Origin of the sequence: Achromobacter agilis, from assembly GCF_900496965.1 — a bacterium.
Lineage (GTDB): Bacteria > Pseudomonadota > Gammaproteobacteria > Burkholderiales > Burkholderiaceae_B > Achromobacter > Achromobacter agilis.
Map to the genome: position 1 here is coordinate 1 of NZ_UFQB01000029.1, position 24087 is coordinate 24087.

The 24087-nt window shown below is 66.7% G+C and carries 22 protein-coding genes; 20 read left to right on the forward strand and 2 right to left on the reverse strand.

Going from position 1 to position 24087, the window contains the following annotated elements:
- The 12 genes from odhB to AGI3411_RS25755 form a co-directional block, all read left to right on the forward strand.
- On the forward strand, positions 1 to 883 hold an 883-nt coding region (gene odhB, locus AGI3411_RS25705; RefSeq protein ID WP_129530152.1), incomplete at its 5' end, for a 2-oxoglutarate dehydrogenase complex dihydrolipoyllysine-residue succinyltransferase.
- Positions 884 to 985: 102 nt separating this feature from the next.
- Complete coding sequence (lpdA, locus tag AGI3411_RS25710) at positions 986 to 2413, forward strand: dihydrolipoyl dehydrogenase (RefSeq protein ID WP_129530153.1); 1428 nt, start codon at positions 986 to 988, stop codon at positions 2411 to 2413.
- Positions 2414 to 2493: 80 nt separating this feature from the next.
- The gene (zapE, locus tag AGI3411_RS25715) at positions 2494 to 3585 is read left to right on the forward strand and encodes a cell division protein ZapE (RefSeq protein ID WP_129530154.1); all 1092 of its coding nucleotides are present in this window, start codon (positions 2494 to 2496) and stop codon (positions 3583 to 3585) included.
- 110 nt (positions 3586 to 3695) lie between these two features.
- Positions 3696 to 4229, forward strand: coding sequence for a sigma-70 family RNA polymerase sigma factor (locus AGI3411_RS25720; protein ID WP_129530155.1), 534 nt, complete (start codon positions 3696 to 3698; stop codon positions 4227 to 4229).
- On the forward strand, positions 4222 to 4812 hold the full coding sequence (locus AGI3411_RS30465; protein WP_244240454.1) for a DUF4880 domain-containing protein: 591 nt from the start codon (positions 4222 to 4224) through the stop codon (positions 4810 to 4812). Before AGI3411_RS25720 ends, AGI3411_RS30465 begins: the two co-directional genes overlap by 8 nt.
- Positions 4809 to 5177 (forward strand): FecR family protein, encoded by a 369-nt coding sequence (locus tag AGI3411_RS30470; protein WP_244240455.1) that lies wholly within the window; start codon positions 4809 to 4811, stop codon positions 5175 to 5177. Before AGI3411_RS30465 ends, AGI3411_RS30470 begins: the two co-directional genes overlap by 4 nt.
- A 184-nt stretch (positions 5178 to 5361) precedes the next feature.
- On the forward strand, positions 5362 to 7770 hold the full coding sequence (locus AGI3411_RS25730) for a TonB-dependent siderophore receptor (protein ID WP_129530208.1): 2409 nt from the start codon (positions 5362 to 5364) through the stop codon (positions 7768 to 7770).
- A gap of 115 nt (positions 7771 to 7885) precedes the next feature.
- The gene (locus AGI3411_RS25735) at positions 7886 to 8518 is read left to right on the forward strand and encodes a DUF4198 domain-containing protein (RefSeq protein WP_129530156.1); all 633 of its coding nucleotides are present in this window, start codon (positions 7886 to 7888) and stop codon (positions 8516 to 8518) included.
- A gap of 23 nt (positions 8519 to 8541) precedes the next feature.
- A complete protein-coding gene (locus AGI3411_RS25740; RefSeq protein WP_165359279.1) occupies positions 8542 to 8823 on the forward strand; it encodes a DUF3649 domain-containing protein in 282 nt (93 codons plus the stop codon).
- Positions 8820 to 10469 carry a PepSY-associated TM helix domain-containing protein gene (locus AGI3411_RS25745; protein WP_129530158.1) on the forward strand — a complete coding sequence of 550 codons (1650 nt, stop codon included), beginning with the start codon at positions 8820 to 8822 and terminating at the stop codon, positions 10467 to 10469. Before AGI3411_RS25740 ends, AGI3411_RS25745 begins: the two co-directional genes overlap by 4 nt.
- On the forward strand, positions 10466 to 10789 hold the full coding sequence (locus tag AGI3411_RS25750) for a DUF3325 domain-containing protein (RefSeq protein WP_129530159.1): 324 nt from the start codon (positions 10466 to 10468) through the stop codon (positions 10787 to 10789). Before AGI3411_RS25745 ends, AGI3411_RS25750 begins: the two co-directional genes overlap by 4 nt.
- Before the next feature lie 67 nt (positions 10790 to 10856).
- On the forward strand, positions 10857 to 12215 hold the full coding sequence (locus AGI3411_RS25755) for a tryptophan--tRNA ligase (protein WP_129530160.1): 1359 nt from the start codon (positions 10857 to 10859) through the stop codon (positions 12213 to 12215).
- A gap of 97 nt (positions 12216 to 12312) precedes the next feature.
- Here the strand turns inward: AGI3411_RS25755 and tex are convergent, their stop codons facing one another.
- Positions 12313 to 14688 (reverse strand): RNA-binding transcriptional accessory protein Tex, encoded by a 2376-nt coding sequence (gene tex / locus AGI3411_RS25760; protein WP_129530161.1) that lies wholly within the window; start codon positions 14686 to 14688, stop codon positions 12313 to 12315.
- A gap of 211 nt (positions 14689 to 14899) precedes the next feature.
- Between tex and yoaA the strand changes: the two genes are divergently transcribed.
- Complete coding sequence (yoaA, locus tag AGI3411_RS25765) at positions 14900 to 16999, forward strand: DNA repair helicase YoaA (protein WP_129530162.1); 2100 nt, start codon at positions 14900 to 14902, stop codon at positions 16997 to 16999.
- 86 nt (positions 17000 to 17085) lie between these two features.
- On the opposite strand, the gene AGI3411_RS25770 is transcribed toward yoaA, so the two are convergent.
- Entirely contained in the window at positions 17086 to 17874 is a 789-nt protein-coding gene (locus tag AGI3411_RS25770) for an outer membrane protein assembly factor BamD (RefSeq protein ID WP_129530209.1), read from the reverse strand.
- Positions 17875 to 17981: 107 nt separating this feature from the next.
- On the opposite strand from AGI3411_RS25770, the gene AGI3411_RS25775 reads away from it, so the two are divergent.
- The 7 genes from AGI3411_RS25775 (at position 17982) to AGI3411_RS25805 (ending at position 24084) form a co-directional block, all read left to right on the forward strand.
- A complete protein-coding gene (locus tag AGI3411_RS25775) occupies positions 17982 to 18980 on the forward strand; it encodes an RluA family pseudouridine synthase (RefSeq protein ID WP_129530163.1) in 999 nt (332 codons plus the stop codon).
- A complete protein-coding gene (pgeF, locus tag AGI3411_RS25780; protein ID WP_129530164.1) occupies positions 18968 to 19732 on the forward strand; it encodes a peptidoglycan editing factor PgeF in 765 nt (254 codons plus the stop codon). Before AGI3411_RS25775 ends, pgeF begins: the two co-directional genes overlap by 13 nt.
- Before the next feature lie 124 nt (positions 19733 to 19856).
- Entirely contained in the window at positions 19857 to 21494 is a 1638-nt protein-coding gene (locus tag AGI3411_RS25785; RefSeq protein ID WP_129530165.1) for a PHA/PHB synthase family protein, read from the forward strand.
- A gap of 72 nt (positions 21495 to 21566) precedes the next feature.
- Complete coding sequence (phbB, locus tag AGI3411_RS25790) at positions 21567 to 22304, forward strand: acetoacetyl-CoA reductase (protein WP_129530166.1); 738 nt, start codon at positions 21567 to 21569, stop codon at positions 22302 to 22304.
- 122 nt (positions 22305 to 22426) lie between these two features.
- The gene (gene phaR, locus AGI3411_RS25795) at positions 22427 to 22993 is read left to right on the forward strand and encodes a polyhydroxyalkanoate synthesis repressor PhaR (protein WP_129530167.1); all 567 of its coding nucleotides are present in this window, start codon (positions 22427 to 22429) and stop codon (positions 22991 to 22993) included.
- Positions 22994 to 23191: 198 nt separating this feature from the next.
- Positions 23192 to 23728, forward strand: a complete 537-nt coding sequence (locus AGI3411_RS25800; protein ID WP_129530168.1) for an iron transporter — start codon at positions 23192 to 23194, stop codon at positions 23726 to 23728.
- A gap of 2 nt (positions 23729 to 23730) precedes the next feature.
- On the forward strand, positions 23731 to 24084 hold the full coding sequence (locus AGI3411_RS25805; protein ID WP_244240457.1) for a cupredoxin domain-containing protein: 354 nt from the start codon (positions 23731 to 23733) through the stop codon (positions 24082 to 24084).
- Positions 24085 to 24087 lie beyond the last annotated feature (3 nt).

The following is a 24087-nucleotide window of genomic DNA, read 5'->3' on the forward strand; positions in this document are numbered from 1 at the left end:
GGCTTCGCCCGCCGCTGCCAAGATCCTGGCCGAGAAGGGCGTGGACGCCGCCAGCGTTGCCGGCACCGGCCGCGACGGCCGCGTCACCAAGGGCGACGCCCTGGCCGCCAGCGCGCCCGCCAAGGCCGCTCCGGCCGCCGCTCCCGCCGCCGCTCCCGCCCCGACCACGCTGTCGCTGGACGGCCGTCCGGAACAGCGCGTGCCGATGAGCCGCCTGCGCGCCCGCATCGCCGAACGCCTGCTGCAATCGCAGCAGGAAAACGCGATCCTGACGACGTTCAACGAAGTCAACATGCAGGCTGTCATCGACCTGCGCGCGAAGTACAAGGACAAGTTCGAGAAAGAACACGGCATCAAGCTGGGCTTCATGTCGTTCTTCGTCAAGGCCGCCGTAGCAGCCCTGAAGAAGTACCCGCTGATCAACGCCTCGATCGACGGCAAGGACATCATCTACCACGGCTACTTCGACATCGGCATCGCCGTGGGCAGCCCGCGCGGCCTGGTCGTGCCGATCCTGCGCAACGCTGACCAGCTGTCCATCGCCGACATCGAAAAGACCATCGCCGACTTCGGCCGCCGCGCTGCCGACGGCAAGCTGGGCATCGAAGAAATGACCGGTGGCACGTTCTCGATCTCCAACGGCGGCGTGTTCGGCTCGATGCTGTCGACCCCGATCATCAACCCGCCGCAATCGGCCATCCTGGGCGTGCACGCCACCAAGGACCGCGCCGTGGTGGAAAACGGCCAGATCGTCATCCGCCCGATGAACTACCTGGCGCTGTCCTACGACCACCGCATCATCGACGGCCGCGAAGCCGTGCTGGGCCTGGTCGCCATGAAGGACGCCCTGGAAGATCCGCAGCGCCTGTTGCTGGACCTGTAATCTCGACGCCCCGGCCCGGCGCCCGCGGCGGCGCCCCGGCCGGCTTCCAGCCGGCCCGCAGGGCGGGGCGTGTTTCACTCAATACCTCACTGCGAGAACACTATGTCCCAACAATTTGACGTCGTCGTGATCGGCGCCGGCCCCGGCGGCTACATCGCCGCCATCCGCGCGGCCCAACTCGGCATGTCGGTGGCGTGCATCGACGCGTGGCAGAACGGCCAAGGCGGCCCGGCCCCCGGCGGCACCTGCACCAACGTCGGCTGCATCCCGTCCAAGGCGCTGCTGCAATCGTCCGAGCATTTCGAACAGGCCAACCACCACTTCGCCGAGCACGGCATCGAAGTCAAGGGCGTCAGCCTGAAGCTCGACACGCTGATCGGCCGCAAGAACACGGTGGTCAAGCAGAACAACGACGGCATCCTGTACCTGTTCAAGAAGAACAAGGTCACCTTCTTCCATGGCAAGGGCGCGTTCACCGGCCAGGTGGAAGGCGGCTGGGCCATCAAGGTCACCGGCACCGCCGAAGCCGATCTGGTTGCCAAGCACGTGGTGGTCGCGACCGGCTCGTCGGCGCGTGAACTGCCGGGCCTGCCGTTCGACGAAAAGGTCGTGCTGTCCAACGACGGCGCGCTGAACATCGGCGCTGTGCCGAAGACACTGGGCGTGATCGGCGCTGGCGTGATCGGCCTGGAAATGGGCAGCGTGTGGCGCCGCCTGGGCGCCGAAGTCACCATCCTGGAAGCGATGCCGGAATTCCTGGCCGCCGCAGATCAGCAAGTGGCCAAGGAAGCCCTCAAGGCCTTCACCAAGCAAGGCCTGAACATCCAGATGGGCGTCAAGATCGGCGAGATCAAGGCCACTGCCAAGTCGGTGACCGTGCCCTACGTCGATGCCAAGGGCGCCGAGCAGAAGCTGGTGGTGGACAAGCTGATCGTCTCGATCGGCCGCGTGCCCTACACCGGCGGCCTGAACGCCGACGCCGTGGGCCTGAAGCTCGACGAGCGCGGCTTCGTGGCCGTGGACGGCGACTGCAAGACCAACCTGCCGAACGTTTGGGCGGTGGGCGACGTGGTGCGCGGTCCGATGCTGGCGCACAAGGCCGAGGAAGAGGGTGTGGCGGTTGCCGAGCGCATCGCCGGCCAGCACGGCCACGTCAACTTCGACACCGTGCCGTGGGTCATCTACACGTCGCCGGAAATCGCCTGGGTGGGTAAGACCGAACAGCAGCTCAAGGCCGAAGGCCGCGAGTACAAGGCCGGCAGCTTCCCCTTCCTGGCCAACGGCCGCGCCCGCGCGCTGGGCGACACCACCGGCTTCGCCAAGGTGATCGCCGATGCCAAGACCGATGAGGTCCTGGGCGTGCACATCGTGGGCCCGATGGCCTCGGAGCTGATCTCGGAAGCCGTGACCATCATGGAATTCCGCGGCGCCGCCGAAGACATCGCCCGCATCTGCCACGCTCACCCGACCCTGTCGGAAGCCGTGAAGGAAGCCGCATTGGCCGTGGACAAGCGCGCGTTGAACTTCTGATCGACGCGTAGCCGATGCAAGACGGGGGCGGGTTCACGGATCCGCCCTTTTTTCATTTTGCTTCTTACCTGCTTTCCCACATGAACGTCAGCGAATACTACGAACACGCCCTGGCCGAACGCGGCTACAAGCCCGACAGCGCCCAGAAGCTGGCGATCGACCGGCTGCAGCGCTACTACGACGATTGGGTCAGGTTCAAATCGATGCGCTCGAACGCGCTGAAGAAACTGCTGAACCGCCCTGACGTGCCGCGCGGCGTGTACCTGTGGGGCGGGGTGGGGCGGGGCAAGAGCTTCCTGATGGACGCCTTCTACGCCACGGTGCCCGTGGTGCGCAAGACGCGCCTGCACTTCCACGAATTCATGCGGGGCGTGCATCGCGAGCTGGAAGAAGTGAAGGGCATGCAGGATCCGCTGGACGAAGTGGCCCGGCGGGTGGCAAAGCGCTACCGCCTGATCTGCTTCGACGAGTTCCACGTGTCCGACGTGGCGGACGCGATGATCCTGCACCGTCTGCTGCTCAAGCTGTTCGAATACGGCACGTCATTCGTGATGACGTCCAATTACGAGCCGTCCACGCTGTACACCGACGGCCTGCACCGGGACCGCGTGCTGCCCGCGATCAAGCTGATCCAGGCGCGCATGGACGTCATGAACGTGGACGCCGGCGTCGACTACCGCCGCCGTTCGCTGGAGCAGGTGCAGTGCTATCACACGCCGCTGGATGAGCATGCCCAGCAGGCGCTGCAGAAGGCCTTCGACACGCTGGCCGATACGCCGCCCCAGGAACCGGTGCTGCACATCGAACACCGCGAAATCCGTGCGCTCGCGCTTGCGGGCTCGGTGGTGTGGTTCGACTTCGCCACGCTTTGCGGCGGTCCGCGTTCGCAGAACGACTACCTGGAACTGGCCAACCGTTTCCACGCGGTGATCCTGTCCGGCGTGCCCCGGATGGGGCCGCGCCAGGCATCCGAGGCGCGCCGCTTCACCTGGCTGATCGACGTGTTCTACGACCATCGCGTAAAGCTCATTATGTCGGCCGAATGCGAACCTGAAGAGATCTACACGGAAGGCGCGCTGGCCAATGAGTTCCACCGCACCGTTTCGCGCATTCTCGAAATGCAGTCGCGAGAATACCTCGAGTCCGAACGCCGGCAGACCGTGTCGTTGTAGTTATGCCGCATCCGCCCGGATTTTCCGGGCGGCGGGCGGATAGAATTAGTAATGCAAGTCATTATCAATTAAGATTTTGAGACTTCTGGTCCAGCGCCGCAGTCTCAACCGTGCCTTCCCCCTTCCTGTCCTCTTCGGCCCCGCGCGCGGACGCCTCGGCCGCACCCGTCGATGGCCTGTACCGCGATCACCGTCCGTGGCTGTTCGGATGGCTGCGCCGCCGGCTGGGGTGCGAGCATCGCGCCGAAGACCTTGCGCAGGACGTATTCGTCCGCGTGATCCAGGGCCGCAAGGCGGTGCGCGCCTGTGATGCCCGGGCGCTGCTGACCACGATCGCCCGGGGCCTGGTGGTGGACCACCGGCGGCACGCCGCGCTCGAGCGCGCCTACCTTGCCTACCTGGCGGCCATCCCCGAGGCTTATGCGCCTTCCCCCGAAGCGCAGGCCGAGCAGCTGCAATCGTTGGCGGAACTCGACCGCCTGCTGGATGGCTTGCCGCCCAAGGCGCGCTCGGCCTTCCTGCTGTCGCAGCTGGATGGCCTGACCTATCCCGAAATCGCCGAACGCCTGGGCGTATCCCTGAGTTCCGTGCAGCAATACATGGTGCGCGCGATATCCGCCTGCTATGCGGCCTTCTATGGATAGCGCGGGCGGCGCGCCGCCGGATGCCGTGGTGAGCCAGGCGATAGCCTGGTGGGTCCGGCTGCAGTCGGGCGTGGCCGGCGCGGACGATCGCCGATCGTGCGAGTCCTGGCTGGCGCAGGATCCCGCGCATCGCCAGGCCTGGGACCGGCTCCAGCGCATCGGCCGCGATGCGCGCCGCGTGCCTTCCGAACTGGCGCACGCGGCGCTGGCCGCGCCGCAATCGGCGGGCCGCCGGGCGGTCCTGCGCGGACTGTTGGCGGTCTCGGGCGCCGCCATGACCGGCTGGGCGGGCTACCGCCATGCGCCCTGGCAGCGCCTGGCCGCGGACCTGAGCACCCGCATCGGCGAGCGGCGCGCCGTGCAGCTGGCCGACGGACTGCACATCACCCTGAACAGCGATAGCGCGGTGCGCCTGCACCTGCAGCGCGAGGCCCGCGGCATCGATCTGCTGCGCGGCGAAATGCTGGTGCACACCGAATCGCGCCCCGGCGTCGCCGCGCTGCGCGTGGATGCCGGCTACGGCGAGTTGCGCGCCGACACCGCGCGCTTTGACCTGCGGCGCACGGACGGGGGGCGCGCATGAGCGTCTACGAAGGCAGTGTGCAACTGCTGCGCGCGGACGCGACGACGCTGGCAGCGGCGGGGGAGCGGTTGACGTTCTCGGATGGCGGCGAGATCGGCCGCGAGGCCTCGGATCGGGACGGGCTGGCCTGGGTCGACGGCATGGTGGTGGCGAAGGACTGGCGCCTGGACCATTTCGCGCGCTACCTGGCCCGCCAACGGGTCGGCATGATCCGTGTGGACCCGGCGGTGGCCGGGTTGCGGCTGTCGGGCGTCTTTCCGCTGGACGACGCCGAGCGCGCGCTCAAGGCGCTGGAGGCCGCCTTGCCCATCAGCGTAACGCGGCACACGCAGTACTTGTTGTGGGTGGGGCCCCGCGACATCTGACCGTTACAAATTTCCCGGCCTGCACCTTGCAGGTTTTCGGATCCCGTGCGGAAAGCAGGAATAGACATCACCGTACTGGGAGAGTTTCGTGTCCGCTTCACTCCACTCGCGCTTGCGCGCATCCCTGACCGCAGGCCGCCTGGCCGTGCTGGCCGCCACCTGCGCAGGCGCGTTCGCCGCCGGCATGCCGCAGGCCTGGGCGCAATCCGTTCCCGCCGCCAATGCGCAGCGCAGCTACCAGATCGCCGCGGGGCCGCTGGCCGACGCCTTGACGCAGTTCGCGCGCGGCGCCGGAGTAGTCCTGTCGTTCGATCCCGCGCTGGTGCGTGGCCGCCGCTCGGAAGGCCTGGACGGCGCCTATTCGGTGAGCGCCGGGTTTGCCCGCCTCCTGTCGGGCAGCGGCCTGCAGGCGCGCGCACAGTCGGGCAACAGCTGGACCCTGGTACAGGCGTCGTCGTTCGAGGGCGACACGACGACGCTGGCGCCCGTGACGGTGTCGGGCATGTCCGACAGCGCGCTGGCGCCGACGGTGGGCTACGTGGCCACGGCCAGCGCCAGCGCCACCAAGACCGACACGCCGCTGATCGAGACGCCGCAGTCCGTGTCCGTCGTCACCCGCGAGCAGATGACGGAGCAGGGCGCGCAGACGCTGAACCAGGTGCTGCGCTATACCGCGGGCGTGGCGACGGAGACGCGCGGCGCCACGGCTACGCGGCTGGACCAGTTCAGCGTGCGCGGATTCTCGGCCTCGACCTACCTGGACGGACTGCGGGTGTTCGGCGGCCGCGACGCCTTGCCGCAGGTGGATGCCTACCGCCTGGAGCGCGTGGACGTGCTGAAGGGGCCGGCGTCGGTCATGTACGGGCAGGGCGGCCCGGGCGGCGTGGTCAACCAGGTCAGCAAGCGCCCGCTGGATGAGACGCTGCGCGAAGTCGAAGTGCAGGTCGGCAACTACGATTACCGCCGCGCCAACTTCGACTTCGGCGGGGCGCTGGACGGCGAAGGCAAGTACCTGTACCGGCTGGTTGGCTCGGGCTATATGTCCGACGGCCAGGTCAAGGACACCAAGGAGCGCCGGTACTTCGTGTCGCCGGCCTTCACGTGGCGGCCCAATGGCGACACGTCGCTCACGGTGCTGACGAATTTCCAGCACGACCCCGATATGGGCTCGTATGGCAGCGTCTCGTCCATGCGCACGCTGCGCTCGGCGCCGGACGGCATCCGCCTGCCGGCGGACTACTACGACGGCGATGCCAACTTCGAAGAAAGCGACCGCAAGAGCTATTCGCTGGGCTACGTGCTGGAACACCGGTTCAACGACACCTTCAAGGCGTCGCAAAGCCTGCGCTGGACGCACGCCGAAGCCCGGTACCGCAGCGTCTACGGCGCGATGACCAGCAACTACGGCTATACGGACAACACCTACCTGTACCAGCAGCGCTCGTCGATCGCGACCGACGTCGACGTGGGGGCGCTGACGCTCGACAATAACCTGCAGGCGCGCTTCAACACCGGCGCCTTCGATCACACCGTGCTGCTGGGCCTCGATTACCAGCACGTGAAGACGGATACGTTGTCCGGGTTCGGCACCGCGCCGGCGCTCAACGTGCTGAATCCGGACAACCGCCAGCACATTCCCGTGCCGGCGTTCTCCACCGACGCCACCTCCAAGCAATACCAGACGGGCCTGTACTTCCAGGACCAGATCCGGATCGACCGCCTGTCGGTGCTGCTGGGCGGGCGCTACGATTGGTCGCGCACCGTCGGCGAAACCACCACGCTCGCGACCGGCCGCGTCGCGCCTTCGAAGCTGGACGCCGAGGCCTTCTCGGGCCGGCTGGGCGTCATCTACAACTTCGACAACGGCGTGGCGCCGTACTTCAGCTACTCGGAATCGTTCGAGCCGCAATCGGGAACGGGCTGGAACAATACGCCGTTCAAGCCGATCGAGGGCAAGCAGTACGAAGTGGGCATCAAGTACCAGCCTCCGGGCAGCGCCACGATGCTGACGGCGGCCGCCTTCGATATCCGCCGCGAGAACATGACGACCACCGATCCGGATCCCGCCCATATCTGCGGGACGACGGGCGGACGCTGCTCCATCCAGGCGGGCGAACTGCGCACGCAGGGCATCGAGCTGGAAGCCAAGACCGAGCCCCTGCGCGGGCTGACGCTGGTGGCGGCGTATTCGCTGATGGACAACGAGTATTCCAAGGCCTATCCCAGCGTGGCGGGGCTGAATCTGAAAGGCAAGACGCCGGTGGGCGTGCCGTCGCAACAGGCCTCCGCCTGGGCGCGCTACCAGTTGCAGGAAGGCCCGCTGGCGGGCCTGGGCGTGGGCGGCGGCGTGCGCTATATCGGTTCGTCGTACGGAGACGAGACCAACTCCCTGAAGATTCCCTCGGTCACGCTGTTCGACCTGATGCTGGACTATGACCTGGGCCGCGCCTCGCCTTCGCTGAAAGGCATGCAGGTGGCGCTCAACGTGCAGAACCTGTTCGACAAGGAGTACATCGCCTCGTGCGCGGGGGATTCCTGGTGCTGGTACGGCTATCAACGCTCGATCAGGGCCAGCCTGAGGTACCGCTGGTAGGGCAGGCATTTTCTCTCATATCGTATTGAGAATGGTTATAATTTAAGCTCAGCCGAATCGGATCCTGCCGCGGGGCAGGGTCCGGCCAGGCGCCTCGACTAAAGGAAAATCAATAATGGCATTCGCAAGGACTTTGGCCGCCATCGCTCTCCTGGGCGCGGCGGGCGCTGCGCAGGCGCATTTCGTTTGGCTGGAACGCAGCGCCCAGGGGCCGGCCAAGGCATACTTCGGCGAGTGGGCGGACGATTTGCGCGAGAAGCGCGACGGTCTGCTCGGCAAAATCATGATTTCGCCCGTGGTGACGGGCGCCGACGGCAAGGAATTGAAGGCCTCGGCCGATGGCGTGGATTTCATCGAATTCGCGGCGGCGGGCAAGGGCGACGTGCGCCTGCGCCAGCCCTATCAGTTCAAGGACACCCTGGTGCAGTACGGCGCCAAGGCCGGCCGCGAAGATACCGCCGCCAAGCTGGACCTGGAGCTCGTGCCGGCCGCCGCGGGCGCCAATGCTTTCGTGCTGCAGTTCAAGGGCAAGCCCCTGGCCAAGACGGAAGTCACCGTGTTCGGCCCGCCCAAATGGGAAAAGCGTTTCCATAGCGACGAGAACGGCCGCATCGAGATCACGACGCCCTGGCCGGGCCAATACGTGCTGGAAGCCGCCCACGTCGAAGACAAGGCGGGCGAGGCCGGCGGCAAGACCTACGCCAAGATCCGCTACGTATCCACCCTGACCTTCAACGTGTCCCAGTGAAAGCTCCCGCTGCCGGCGCAGGCATGATGCGCTACCGCCTCGCCGTCTTTTCCCGGGCGGCGGCCGCCATTCTGGGCGGCTATCTCCTGGCCTCCGCGGCCGCGGCCTGCCTGGCGGTCTGGCTGCCCATGCGGCGTCCGGACGCGGTGGTGACGGCGCAGATGTTGTCCTTTGTGTTCTATGCCTGCGGCGTGATCTGGGTATTCGCCACGCGCAACGCCTGGCGCGCCTGGGCCGGCATCCTGATGCCGGCCGCCCTGTTGGGCTTCCTGTTCCTGGCCGGGCGCACGATGGGGGTGGCATGACGGGGGCACGGACAAAAGGGCAGGGTGGCAAGGCGCAGGGCGAAGAAGGCCTGCGCCAGTCCATGTCCTGGTTGCATACCTGGTCGGGGCTGATCTTCGGCTGGGTGTTGTTCGCGATGTTCCTGACCGGCACCCTGGCGTTCTTCCGTCCCGAGATCACGCACTGGATGCAGCCCGAGATCGACGCGAAGCCCGTGCCCGCCGCGCAGGCCGTGGCGACGGCGCAGCGCTACCTCGACGCGCACGCGCCCGATGCCACCCGCTGGTTCATCACTCCCCCTTCGGACCGCGAGCCCCTCATTCAACTGCTCTATCAGGTGCCCAAGCCCAAGCCGGGCGAGCGCGGTTTCGTGCGGGCCAAGCTGGACCCCGCCACCGGGCAGGCGGTGACCGCGCGCGAGACGCGCGGCGGCGATTTCTTCTACCGATTCCATTTCGAGCTCGAAACCGCATTTCCCTGGGGCCGATGGTTGGCCAGCATCGCGGGCATGTTCATGCTGGTGGCGATCATCAGCGGCATCATCACCCACAAGAAAATATTCGCGGATTTCTTTACGTTCCGGCCAAAAAAAGGCGGTCAACGCGCCTGGATGGACGGCCACAACGCCTTGTCGGTGCTGGGGCTGCCGTTCCACCTGATGATCACCTTCAGCGGCCTGGTGCTGTTCATGACCATGCTGATGCCGGCGGGCATCCAGGCCGTCTATGAAAGCCCGCGCCAGTACACCGACGAAGTCTTCAAGTCCTTCAAGGTCACGCCCTCTCGCAAAGAACCTGCGCCCTTGTTGCCGCTCGCGCCGTTGGTAGAGCAGGCCCAGCAGCATTGGCAGGGCCGCGTGGGCCGCGTCGTCGTCAACCACCCCGGCGATGCCGGCGCGACCGTCACGTTGGTGCGCGACGCCGCCGACGGCGTCTCGTTCGGCCGCCTGGCGCCCTACATGCGCCTGGACGGCGTGAGCGGCAAGCTGCTGGAAGGCGAGGACGAGCTCAGCGCCACGGTGCGCACGGCCGGCGTGGTGAGCGGCCTGCACCTGGGCCTGTTCGCCGCGCCGCTGCTGCGCTGGCTCTATTTCCTGGTCAGCCTGGCGGGCACGGGGATGGTGGGCTCGGGCCTGGTGCTGTGGATCGCCAAGCGCCGCCAGAAGGCGCGTCCGGGAGCCCGCGAGGCGTTCTCGCTGCGCCTCGTGGATGCGCTCAACGCCGGCACCATCGCGGGCCTGTTCATCTCGGTCGCGGCCTTTTTCTGGGCCAACCGCCTGCTGCCCGCGGACATGGCCGGCCGGCAGGTCTGGGAGGTGCGCGCTTTCTTCGCCGGCTGGGGCCTGTCGCTCGTCTATGCGTTCCTGTTCCAGCAACGCAAGTGGCGCGACCTGCTCGCGGCCGGCGCGGCGGCGCTGGCGCTGGTGCCCGTGGTCAATGCGCTGACGACCTCGCGCCATCTGGGCGTGTCGCTGCCGGCGGGCGACTGGGTCATGGCGGGTTTCGACCTGACTTGCCTGGCCGGCGCGCTGTTGCTCGCTTGGATGGCCCGCAAAGCGGCCCGGGCTGGCAAGGCGCAGGCCAAGGGCCATCCCGCCGCGCCGCGCGTTCCGTCCCAACCGGCGCCTTCGCAGGCTGCCTACGAACCGAGAGGTGATACGCCATGACGCTTGCCGCCTTCTGCCTGGCTTACGCCGGCTTCTCCGCCCTGTGCCTGGGAATGGACCGCCACTACGAGGACCTCTTCGACCGCGCGTTGCCGCGGCGGCATCGCGTGCCGCTGCGGGCGTTCGGCTGGATCGCGCTGGGCCTGTCCCTGTGCGCCTCGGCGGCGGTCTGGGGCTGGAGCTACGGCACGGTCGAATGGATCGGCATCCTCAGCATCGCCGGCCTGCTGCTGATCTGGTTCCTGACGTTCCGGCCGCGCGCCGCATTGACCGCCGGCGGCCTGTGCGCGCTGGCGGCGCCGGTGCTGGCCGTTCTGTAGCGGCGAGGGCGCCGCGGCCGCCCGGCACGTTACACTGGGTGTTTTCCCCCAAACGCATCTTCGCCTCATGAATACCCGCGTCCTTACCGGCATCACCACCTCTGGAACCCCCCACCTCGGCAACTACGCGGGCGCGATCCGCCCCGCCGTCCAGGCCAGTACGCAGCCCGGCGTGGACGCATTTTTCTTCATGGCCGATTACCACGCGCTGATCAAGTGCGACGACCCCGCCCGTGTGGCGCGCTCGCGCCTTGAAATCGCCGCTACCTGGCTGGCGGTGGGGCTGGACCACGAACGCGTGACCTTCTACCGCCAGTCGGACATCCCCGAGATCCCCGAACTGACTTGGATGCTGAACTGCGTCACGGCCAAGGGCCTGATGAACCGGGCGCACGCGTACAAGGCGGCGGTGGACCAGAACGAGGCGAAGGGCGTAGAGCCGGACGACGGCGTCACCATGGGCCTGTTCTCGTATCCGGTGCTGATGGCGGCGGACATCGTCATGTTCAACGCGAACAAGGTGCCGGTAGGCCGCGACCAGATCCAGCATCTGGAGATGGCGCGCGACATCGCGCAGCGCTTCAACCACCTGTACGGCCGCGATTACTTCACGTTGCCGGAGGTGGTGATCGAGGAAGAAGTGGCGACGCTGCCGGGCTTGGACGGCCGCAAGATGTCCAAGAGCTACAACAACACGATTCCGTTGTTCGAGGGCGGCGCAAGCGCGCTGCGCGCCTCGGTGATGCGCATCGTGACCGATTCGCGCCAGCCCGGCGAACCCAAGGACGCCGAGAACTCGCACCTGTACACGATCTACCGTGCGTTCGCCACGCAGGCGCAGTCCGCGGCGTTCCGCAAGCAGCTGGAAGACGGGCTGGGCTGGGGCGACGCCAAGCAGGCCCTCTACGATCACCTGGAGAACCTGCTGGCGCCCATGCGCGAGAAGTACTTCGACCTGATGGCCAACCCCGGCCGCATCGAAGACATCCTGCAGGCAGGCGCCGCCAAGGCCCGCAAGCTGTCGGCGCCCTTCATGCACGAGCTGCGCCAGGCCGTGGGCCTGCGCAACCTGGAAGCCGCGTCCGCGGGCGGCAAGGGCGCGCCGGCCAAGAAGGAAAAGAGCAAGGGCGCGCGCTTCGTCAGCTTCCGCGACGAAGACGGCGGCTTCCGCTTCCGCCTGCTGGCCGCCGACGGCGAGGAACTGCTGCTGTCGCAGCGTTTCGCCGACCCGAAGGAAGCCGGCGCGCTGATGCGCCGCCTGCAATCGGAACCGGCGGAGACGGTGCTGCAGGCTGACGGGCAGCAAGGCTATGCCGCGGTGATCGATGGTGTGGCCGTGGCGGCCGCGCCGGCCGGCGCGCAAGTCGAAGCGGGCGCCTTGCTGGCGCGCGCGCGCGAAGCACTGGCCTCGCTGGCCCAGGAGTAAGCGGAATGCCGGGCGCTGCGGCGCCTTGAAAAAAAGCCCGGCGCATCATGCGCCGGGTTTTTTTTGGGAGCTGATCCGGCAGGCCGGACCGCGGCGTTCAGCGCTTGAGCTTGGCGAAGGCGTCGGCCATGGCGCTGTTCATCGCAGCGCCGCCAGCGGCGCCGCGGCCGCCGTCGCCTTGCGGGCGGCGGCCGGAGCGATCGCCGCCCTTGGGGGCGTCGCCGCTGCGGCGGGCGGGGGCCGCGGTGTCGTTCAGGCGCATGGTCAGCGCGACACGCTTGCGCGCGGCGTCTACTTCCAGCACCTTTACGCTGACCGTCTGGCCCACGCGCACGACGTCGCGCGGATCCTTCACGAACTTCTCGGCCAGGGCCGAGATGTGGACCAGGCCGTCCTGGTGCACGCCGATGTCGACGAACGCGCCGAAGTTGGCGACGTTGGTCACGACACCTTCCAGCACCATGCCCGGGTACAGGTCGTTCAGGGTTTCGACGCCTTCCTTGAACTGCGCCGTCTTGAATTCGGGGCGCGGGTCGCGGCCGGGCTTTTCCAGTTCGGCGAAGATGTCGCGCACCGTGGGCAAGCCGAAGCGTTCATCGGTGAAGTCGCTGGGTGAAACGCCCTTGAGCGCTTCGCGCTGGCCGATGATCTGCTTTACCTCGGCCTTGATCTTGGCGACGATGCGCTCGACCACCGGATAGGCTTCCGGGTGGACCGACGACGCGTCCAGCGGGTTGTCGCCGTTGGGGATACGCAGGAAGCCAGCCGCCTGCTCGAACGCCTTGTCGCCGAAGCGGGGCACCTTGCGCAGGATTTCGCGGGTGGGGAAGGCGCCGTTCTCGTTGCGCCAGGCCACGATGTTCTTGGCCAGGAGCGAGTTCAGGCCGGACACGCGGGCCAGCAGCGCGGCGGAGGCGGTGTTCACGTCCACGCCCACGGCGTTCACGCAGTCCTCGACGACGGCGTCCAGCGAACGAGCCAGCTCGCGCTGGTTGACGTCGTGCTGGTACTGGCCCACGCCGATGGCCTTGGGATCGATCTTGACCAGCTCGGCCAGCGGATCCTGCAGGCGGCGCGCAATGGACACGGCGCCGCGCAGGGTAACGTCCAGGTCGGGGAATTCCTGTGCGGCGGTTTCGGAAGCGGAGTACACGGACGCGCCGGCTTCGGAGACTACCACGCGGGTAACCTTGAGATCCGGGAAGCGTTCCATCATGTCGCCCACCAGCTTCTCGCTTTCGCGCGAGGCGGTGCCGTTGCCGATGGCGATCAGGTCCACCTTGTGGCGCGCGACGAGCGCGGCCAGGGTGTTGATCGTGCCCTCGCGGTCGCGGCGCGGCTCGAACGGGTAGACGGTGGTGGTGTCCACGACCTTGCCGGTCACGTCGATGACAGCGATCTTGCAGCCGGTGCGGATGCCGGGATCCAGGCCCAGCACGGCCTTGGGGCCGGCCGGCGCGGCCAGCAGCAGGTCTTTCAGGTTGGCGGCGAACACGCGGATGGCTTCGGTTTCGCCGCTTTCGCGCAGGCGGCCGATCAGTTCGCTTTCAAACGCCGTCAGCAGCTTGACGCGCCAGGTCCAGCGGCAGACTTCGCCCAGCCAGCGCGCGCGCGGTGAAGCGTCCAGCGCGAACAGGCCATTGCCCAGCTTCAGGAAGTTGGCGACGCGGGCCACGCAGGGATGCGGCAGCTGCGCTTCCAGTTCGGCTTCGAGGCCCAGGCGCAATTCCAGCACGCCTTGCTGGCGGCCGCGCAGCAGCGCCAGGATGCGGTGCGAGGGCAGGGTGCGCAGCGGCTCGTTGAAGTCGAACCAGTCGCGGAAGTTGGCGCCCTCGGCTTCCTTGCCGTCGACCATCTTGGAGTACAGCAGGCCGGTGGACCAGAGGTGTTCGCGCAGGTCGGCCAGCAGGTCCGCGTTTTCCGCGTAGCGCTCGGCCAGGATGTCGCGCGCGCCGTCGAGCGCGGCCTTGGCGTCGTTGATGGACGCTTCGGGGTTCAGGTACTGGGCGGCCAGCGCGGCGGGGTCGCAGGCCGGATCGGCCAGGATGGCATCGGCCAGCGGTTCCAGGCCGGCTTCGCGGGCGATCTGGGCGCGCGTGCGGCGCTTGGGCTTGTACGGCGCGTACAGGTCTTCGAGGCGCTGCTTGGTATCGGCGGAGCCGATCTCCTGCTGCAATTCGGGCGTGAGCTTGCCCTGCTGCGAAATGGATTCAAGAATGGCCCCGCGGCGCTCTTCGAGTTCGCGCAGATACCCCAGGCGCACTTCCAGGTTGCGCAGCACGGTATCGTCCAGGCCGCCGGTGGCTTCCTTGCGGTAGCGGGCGATGAAGGGCACGGTGGCGCCGTCGTCCAGCAGTTCCACCGCCGCGGCGATCTGGGAGGCGCGCGCTTCGAGCTCGGTGGCGAGCTGCGCGACGATGCGGGCGTTGTCGACGCCGGCGGCGACGTTCGTGATAGTGGAAGTTTCAGACATCTCTATACGACGACAAAAAGGGAAAACAAGGGGCGGATTGTGCCATAAGCCGTTGTTACGAAACGTGCCAGGGGGGCCGATATGTCCCTCTTGCGGTGCGCCGGCGGCAGCTTCGCGGCGGGAACGAGGCCTGGCAGCGGGTATCATTTGGTCCTTTCCCACATAAGTGTCTGGCGCCCGAACCGCAAGCGGCACCGGCGAGACTGTTCTGATGCTGGACCTGGATATTTCCGAATTCTTCGACGAGGACGGGCCGCTGGCCACGGCCTTGCCCGGCTACAAGCCGCGACCCGCGCAAGTGGAGTTGTCCCAGGCCATCGGCCAGGCCATCCAGGACCGCGCTACGCTGGTGGCCGAGGCGGGCACGGGCATCGGCAAGACGTGGGCCTATCTTGTACCCGCCTTCATCCAGGGCGGCAAGGTGCTGATTTCCACCGGCACGCGCACCCTGCAGGACCAGCTCTTCGCCCGCGATCTTCCGCGCGTGCGCGCTGCGCTGGCCGCGCCGGTCACCGCCGCGCTGCTCAAGGGCCGCGGCAATTACGTCTGCCACTATCACCTGGATCGCCTGCAGGGCGACGAGCGCGCCTTGAAGTCGCGCAGCGAAATCCAGCAACTGCGCCAGATCCAGGTGTTCGCGGGCATTTCCAAAACGGGCGACCGCAGCGATCTCGCGCAGGTGCCGGAAGATGCCGACATCTGGCAACGCGTGACCTCCACCCGCGAAAACTGCCTGGGGCAGGAATGTCCGCGCATCCGCGACTGCTTCGTCGTGAAGGCCCGCCGGCAGGCCCAGGAGGCCGACGTGGTGGTCGTCAACCATGCCCTGTTCATGGCCGATCTGGTGCTGCGCGAAGAGGGCGTCACCGACCTGCTGCCGGAAGCGGACACCGTGATCTTCGACGAAGCGCATCAGCTTCCCGACACCGCCACGCGCTTTCTGGGCAGCAGCGTGTCCACGCACCAGCTGATGGACTTCGGCCGCGCGCTGGAAGTCGCCGGCCTGGCCTACGCGCGCGAAGCGGCCAAATGGAGCGACGTCAGCCGCCACCTGGAGACCGCCGCGCGCGAACTCCGGCTGGTCTGTGCGCCCCTGGACAAGATGCCGGGCCGCAAGGCCACCTTCGATGCGATCCCCAATGCCGACGAGTTCGACGAGGCGCTGAAGGGGCTGCGCGAGGCCGTGGACAGCGCCGCGCAGGCCCTGGCCGCCGTATCCGAAAAGCATCCGGACCTGATGGCCGCGGCACGCAGCGGCGCGGAGATTTCCGCGCGGCTCAAGCGCTGGGCCACGCCGGGACGGGCAGGCGCCGAGCAGGCCGACGAAGGTTGGGGCCGCGACGACCAGGCGCCCGAACCGGCGGTGCAATCGGCGCTGGGCGACGGCCTGCCCACGCCGGCCGCCATCCTGGCGGGCGCCGCCGCGGCAGAGCAATGGTCCGGCCCGGCGGTGCGCTGGGTCGAGCATGGGCAGCACCACGTGCGCCTGCATTCCGCGCCGCTGTCCGTGGCGCAGGCCTTTTCCAAGTACCGCAAGCCGGGCCAGGCCTGGATCATGACCTCGGCCACGCTGTCGGTGAACGGCGAGTTCACGCACTTCACCAGCCAGCTGGGGCTGGACAAGGCCCGCACCGGCAAATGGGAGTCGCCGTTCAACTATCCGGAGCAGGCCCTGCTGTTCGTGCCGCGCGGCCTGCCCGAACCGCAGTCGCCGCAGTACCTAGAGCGCTTCGTGCAGACGCTGATGCCCTTGCTGGAGGCGAGCCCCGGCGGGACGCTGGTGCTGTGCACGACGCTGCGCGCGGTGGACAAGGTCGCCAACCTGCTGGCCGACCAGTTCGACGACGCCGGCCATGAATGGCCCCTGCTCAAGCAGGGCGACGGCACGCGCCGCGACCTGCTCGACCGCTTCTGCAAGCTCCAGCATCCCGTGCTGGTGGGCAGCGCCAGCTTCTGGGAGGGCATCGACCTGCCCGGCGACGTGCTGACCCTGGTCGCGATCGACAAACTGCCGTTCGCGCCGCCCGACGACCCCGTCATCGAGGCGCGCCTGCGGGCCTGCCGGGCGCAGGGCGGCAATCCGTTCTCGGAATACCAGCTACCCGAGGCCGCGATCTCGCTCAAGCAGGGCGCCGGCCGCCTGATCCGCACCGAATCGGATTGGGGCGTGCTCATGGTGGGCGACGGGCGGTTGGTCGAAAAACCCTACGGCAAGCGGCTGTGGCGGGGGCTGCCGCCGTTCGCGCGGACCCGCGAGCTGGAAGAAGTGCTGGCGTTCTACCGCCGCAAGGGCGAGGGCGGCGAGGGGTAGCTCACCGACCGCGCGCCCCGCGCGTGCCCGCCGCAAGCAAAAAGCCCCTCGCGAGCGAGGGGCTTTTTTTCCATGCGGGAATCGGATCAGTTGAACGGATTCCACCAGCTCTTGTCGGCCTTCAGGCCCTTGGTCCGGAATTCGCTGTTGGGGAAGTTCTTGTCGTAGACGCGCTGCGAGTCGTTCTTCAGTTCGGTCATGCCGAGCTTGTCGTAGGACTCGACCATCAGGTAGAGCGCTTCTTCGGTGGCGGGCGCGCCCTCGAAGTCGGTGATGACGGTCTGTGCGCGGTTGGCGGCGGCCACGTAGGCGCCGCGCTCGTAGTAGTAGCGGGCGACGTGCACTTCGTTCATGGCGATGGTGTTGACCAGCCAGGCCACGCGCTTTTCGGCGTCGGCCGAATACTTGCTGTCCGGGTAGCGCTTGATCAGCTCGTTGAAGGCGTCGTAGGAAGCGCGCAGGCCCTTCGGATCGCGTTCGGCGGGATCTTGGCCGGTGAGGTTGCTCATGAAGGCGCTGGCCGGCGTGAAGTTGATCAGGCCCTTCAGGTACAGCGCGTAGTCGGTGCCGGGATGGTTGGGGTAGAGCTGCTGGAAGCGGTCGATGGCGGCCAGGGCCTGCTCGTTCTCGCCGTCCTTCCAGTTGACGTAGGCCAGTTCAAGCAGGGCTTGCTGCGCATACACGCCGAAGGGGTAGCGGCTTTCGATCGCGGTGAGCCGTTCGCGGGCTTCCTTCCAGCCACCCGAGGACATTTCCGACTTGGCATCGGCGTAGAGCTGTTCGGCGCTCCAGTTCGTGGTCTTGTCGTACTTGGAGTTGGACGAGCCGCAACCGGCGATCGCGACGACGGCAACTAGCGCGATGACCACGCGCAAGATCGGCCCGCTGCGGGAGGCGGGATTCGAGGGAGCTGCGGAGTGGTGAATCACGAGAATCGTATCCTTGGTGTTAGCATGGCAGGCTGATTATATGATTTGTCTCCATGTCTGATACAGCCGCCGGCGCAGATCTCGTTTCCGACGACGAATTCCTGGGTCTTCCTGACCAAAATCCCAGGGGTGAACCGCAACTTGTAACCGTGCCTGACGGTACACGGGCCGACCGGCTGGACAAGGTGCTCGCAGGGTTGTTGCCCGACCATTCCCGCAGCCGTCTGCAAGGCTGGATCGAGGCGGGCAACGTCCAGGTGAACGGCTCGCCCGGCAAGGTCCGCCAGACCGTCGGCCCGGGCGACGAGATCGCCGTCTGGCCGCAGCCCGCTCCCGAATCGCTGGCTTTCGCGCCCGAACCCGTGGCGTTCGGGGTCGTGGACGAAAGCCCCGACTGGATTGTCGTGAACAAACCCGCGGGACTGGTCACGCATCCCGGCGCCGGCAACTGGAGCGGCACCCTTCTCAACGGCCTGCTGCACCGCTATCCCGAATTGGCCCAGGTGGCGCGCGCCGGCATCGTGCATCGCCTGGACAAGGACACGTCCGGCCTGATGGTCGTGGCGCGCAACGAAACGGCCCAGACCCATCTTGTGCGGCAATTGCAGGCGCGCAGCATGGGCCGCGAGTACGTGGCGCTGGCCCATGGCTGGCTGGCCGCGGCCGGCAAGGTCGACCGCCCGATCGGCCGGGATTCTCGCGTGCCGGTGCGCATGAGCGTAGAGCGCCCGGTGGCGCCCAAGCCGGCCGTTACCCATTATGCGCCGGCCCGCCGCGGACAGGTCGAACCGGGCGGCCGAGTCACCGAAGTCGTATGCCGGCTGGAAACCGGCCGCACCCACCAGATCCGCGTGCATCTGGCCAGCCTGGGGCATCCGCTGCTGGCCGATACGCTTTATGGCGGCAAGAACATCGCGGGCGCGCAGCGGCAGATGCTGCATGCGCGGGCCCTGCATTTCGACGATCCGGGCGGCCGCGGCGAGGTCGAGTTCACCGCCGCCCCGCCCGCCGACATGACCCTGGTACAGGACAGCATCGCATGGAACGCGTAGTGGCAGGTCTGCCGGTGGTGACCGGCCCCCAATGGACCGGCGTGAACTATTTCTGCACCACTCGCGCGGGCGGCGCGGGCGTCGCGCCGCACGACACCCTGAACCTCGGCCGCCGCGCCGGAGACGACCCGGACACCGTCACGGAGAACCGGCGCCGCGTGCGCGCGGCCGTGCCCGCCGAGCCCCTGTGGCTGCGGCAGGTCCACGGCAGCGAAGTCGTGGACGCCGATCAGCCGGACCTGCCGGACGAGCCGGCGGTCGATGCCAGCGTCACGGCGCGTCCCGGCCGCGTCCTGGCCGTCATGGTGGCGGACTGTCTGCCGGTGGTGATCTCGGACGCGCAGGGCAAGGTGCTGGGCGCGGCGCATGCCGGCTGGCGCGGCCTGTCCGGCGGCGTGCTCGAACATACGCTGGCCGCCATGCGCGCCAAGGCGCCGCAGGCCGCGGGCTGGCGCGCCTGGGTGGGCCCAGGCATCGGTCCCGAGGCATTCGAGGTGGGCCAGGACGTGCTGGATGCCTTCGAGGCGGATGATCCGGCCGCCCGGCGGTATTTCACCGAACGGCCCGGCCGGCCGGGGAAGTGGCTGGCCGACCTCGCCGGATTGGCCGATTTCCGTCTGCGCCGGGCTGGGGTACAAGAGGTGTCCTTGAGCGGGATGTGCACCGTGGCGGAGCAGGGCCGGTTCTTTTCGTACCGGCGCGATGGAGAAACCGGACGCATGGCCTTGATCGCCTGGCTCGATCCGGTTTGATCCAGCGCAAGACGGGCGCTTGCGCCTGCGGCACGCCCTGGCAGGTCTCCTTGTATACCCGCATTGACAGGCCAGGACACGGAATGCAACATCAATCGCGTAGTTTCGATAACAAGGTGTCGAAGTGAATGCCAATCTCTCCGCCGCAGGGCCCATTCCGGTGAGCGTGGCACCGGAAGTCCTGGCCGACATCCAGGCCGAGTTCTCTCGCGAATGGCAGCGCCTTTGCGATGACGCCCGCCGCGGCGCGCTCGCGCCGCCGCCAGACCGCCGTTTTGCCGGCGAGGCCTGGGCCGCCAATCATTCGCACCTGCTGCTGGCGCATACCTACCTGTTGTCCGCTCGCGCGATGTCGCGCATGGTGGATGCCGCGCAAGTCAGCGAACCCATGCGCGACCGCCTGCGCTTTTCGATCATGCAATGGGTCGACGCCTTGTCGCCGTCCAATTTCCTGGCATTGAACCCGGACGCCCAGCAATCGATCGTGGAGAGCGCGGGCCGGGCACTGAACGAAGGGCTCGCGAACCTGCTTGGCGACGTCAAGAAAGGGCGCATTACGCAGACGGACGAAACGAAGTTCGAGATCGGCCGCAACGTGGCGGTGACGCCCGGCGAGGTCGTGTACGAAAACCCCTTGTTCCAGCTCATCCAGTACGCGCCGTCGACCGCGGCCGTGCACGCGCGGCCGATCGTCATCGTGCCGCCGAACATCAACAAGTTCTACATCCTGGACCTGCAGCCCGAGAATTCCTTCGTGCGGCACGCGGTGGATCAGGGCTTCACGGTGTTCCTGATTTCGTGGCGCAATCCCGTCGCCAGCGATACCGACGGCGTGGACCGCGCCACCTGGTCCGACTACCTCGACAACGCCGTGCTGCAGGCCCTGCGGGTGGCCAGCGACATCACCGGGCAGCCGCAGGTCAACGCGCTGGGCTTCTGCGTGGGCGGCACCATGCTGGCGTCCGCGCTGGCGCTGGCCGAAGCGCGCGGCGAACACCCCGTGGCCTCGCTGACCCTGCTGACCTCGCTGCTGGATTTCCACGAGACAGGCGTGTTGAAGGTCTTCGTCGACGAGGCCCATGCGCTGCTGCGCGACCATCAACTGGGCAAGGGCGGGCTGATGCCCGGCCGCGAGCTCGCCACCACGTTCTCGTTCCTGCGGCCCAACGAATTGGTATGGAACTACGTTGTCGGCAACTACCTGAAGGGCCAGAAGCCGCCCGCCTTCGACCTGCTGTTCTGGAACGGCGACAGCACCAATCTGCCCGGGCCCTTCTTTTCCTGGTACTTCCGCAATACCTACCTGGAGAACAACCTGAAAGTGCCGGGTCGGGCGCAGGCCGCAGGTATGCCGCTGGACCTGACGCGCCTGGAAATGCCGGCCTATATCTTCGGCTCCCGCGAGGATCACATCGTGCCCTGGGTGTCGGCCTACGCGTCCACGCAGGTGCTGCGCGGGCCGCAGCGCTTCGTGCTGGGGGCGTCCGGGCATATTGCCGGCGTGGTGAATCCGCCAGCCAAGAAACGCCGCAGCTACTGGGTGGCGGATGCGTTGGAACAGTCGGGCCATCACCTGCCGGGCGATCCGAATGCATGGCTCGCGCAGGCAGCCGAAAAACCCGGCAGCTGGTGGCCGGACTGGGCCGCCTGGCTGGCCGGCCATTCGGGCAAGCAGGTCAAGGCGCGTACAAAGTTAGGCAATGCCAGGCATAGGCCGATAGAGCCGGCGCCTGGCAGGTATGTGAAAGTCCGGGCTGCCTGAAACCGCGGTTGCGGTTGGCCCAGGACAGTAAGTTAATCAACGAGGCGTCCGTCGCACACAGGAGGAAATCCAATGAGCGGAAAACTGGCTTACGTTACAGGCGGGATGGGCGGTATCGGCACCTCAATTTGCCAGCGCCTGGCCAAAGATGGCTTTCGCGTGGTGGCAGGCTGCGGCCCCAGCCGCAATTACCAGCAATGGCTGGATGAACAGGCAGCGCAGGGCTATACGTTCTACGCGTCCGTGGGCAATGTGTCCGATTGGGACTCCACGGTAGAGGCATTCGAACGGGTCAAGCGGGATATGGGCTCGGTCGACGTGCTGGTCAACAACGCAGGGATCACCCGCGACGGCCTGTTCCGCAAGATGAGCGCCGATGATTGGCGCGCGGTTATCGATACCAATTTGAACAGCCTCTTCAACGTGACCAAGCAGGTCATCGACGACATGGTCGAGCGCCAATGGGGCCGGATCGTGAACATCAGCTCGGTGAACGGGCAGAAGGGGCAGTTCGGCCAGACGAACTATTCCACGGCGAAGGCCGGCATCCATGGCTTCACCATGGCGCTGGCCCAGGAAGTGGCCAGCAAGGGCATCACCGTCAACACGGTGTCGCCCGGCTACATCGGCACGGACATGGTCCGGGCCATCCGCCCCGACGTCCTGGAAAAGATCGTTGCCACCATTCCGGTGCGCCGATTGGGCACGCCGGAGGAAATCGCGTCGATTACGTCATGGCTGGCCTCGGATGAGTCCGGCTTCTCGACTGGCGCGGACTTCTCGCTCAACGGCGGCCTGCACATGGGCTGACGCATCGTGCGTGGGCCGCCACGGGCGGCCCGCTGGCGCCGGATGGTCTCGGGGAGAGGGCCGTCCGGCATTACACTTAACCTTATCCGAAGTCTTAGAGATCGCCCGATCCGGGGACAACCATGACGCAAGCACAAACCGGCGCCAGCCTGCGCCTGATTAAAAAGTACCCCAACCGTCGTCTGTACGACACCCGGACCAGCACCTACATCACTCTCGCAGATGTCAAGCAACTGGTCCTGGCCAACGAGGAATTCCAGGTCGTCGACGCCAAGAGCGGCGAAGACCTGACCCGCAGCATCCTGCTGCAGATCATCCTCGAAGAGGAAAGCGGCGGCATGCCCATGTTCTCTTCGAACATGCTGTCGCAGATCATCCGTTTCTACGGCCATGCCATGCAGGGGATCATGGGTTCGTACCTGGAAAAGAATATCCAGGCTTTCATGGAGATCCAGCAGCGGATGGCCGAGCAGTCCAAGGGCCTGTACGGAAGCCAGTTCGGCCCCGAGGCCTGGGCGCAGTTCATGAACGTGCAGACGCCCATGCTGCAGAACATGATGAACAACTACATCGACCAGAGCAAGAACCTGTTCGTGCAAATGCAGGACCAGATGCAGGATCAGACGCGCGCGATGTTCTCGACGTTCCCGTTCACGCCCGGCGGAACGCAGGGGCCGGGCCGCAAGTAGCGGCGCAAGCAGGTCCGTTTTACGATGCGCACGCCCCTCCGGGGGCGTTTTTCATGGTTTGACCAAACGCAATGAATCGCGGATTTTCGTGCTCCTGGGTTCAGGGATATGTCAGTTGTTTTGGTTACATTAATGAAAACGGTTCTTGTTTATGTTTTCGGAGCCGTCATTTTCATTCGTGTCTCAAGGATTATGCACATGATCAAGAAAGCCTTGGCCCTGGCCATTGTCGCTCTGAGCGTTTCCGCCGCCCACGCGGCCGAATACCCCATCGGCAAGCCGGTGGAAAAGGGCGGCATGGAAATCGGCGCGGTATACCTGCAGCCGATTGAAATGGACCCGCCCGGGATGATGCGTCCCGCCAAGGATTCGGATGTGCACCTCGAGGCCGATATCCACGCGACCGCCGGCAACAAGACGGGCTTCCCCGAAGGCGAATGGGTGCCTTACCTGGTCGTCAAGTACGAGGTCCAGAAGGTCGGCAGCGACAACGTGCAGAAGGGCACCTTCATGCCCATGGTCGCCAACGACGGTCCGCACTACGGCGAAAACGTCAAGCTGGAAGGTCCGGGCAAGTACAAGCTGAAGTACACGGTCCTGCCGCCGACCGCCGACAAAATGAGCCACTTCGGCCGCCACGTCGACAAGGAAACCGGCGTCGGCCCGTGGTTCGAGCCCTTCGACCTGGAGTATGAATTCGTCTTTGCCGGCACCGGCAAGAAGGGCGGTTACTGATCGTGAACCGCCTGCTACGCGTTGCCGCAGCACTGCTGATCGGCCTGGCCGGCCTGGCCGGCACGGCGCCCGCGCAGGCGGACGAGCTGCCTACCTTTACCTTGCGGTTCAAGCCTGACGGCACGTTCGAGCCCGCCACCCTGGAAGTCCCGGCGGGCCGTTTCAAGATCGAACTCATCAACGAGAGCAACGAGCCGGTGGAATTCGAAAGCATCCCGCTGCGCAAGGAAAAAGTCCTGGGGCCGGGGGTCAAGTCCTTCGTGGTCATTACGATTTCCCGCCCGGGCGAGTATCCCTTTTTTGACGACTTTCACCAGAGCGTGAAAGGCACCTTGGTCGTCAAGCCCAAGGAATAACGC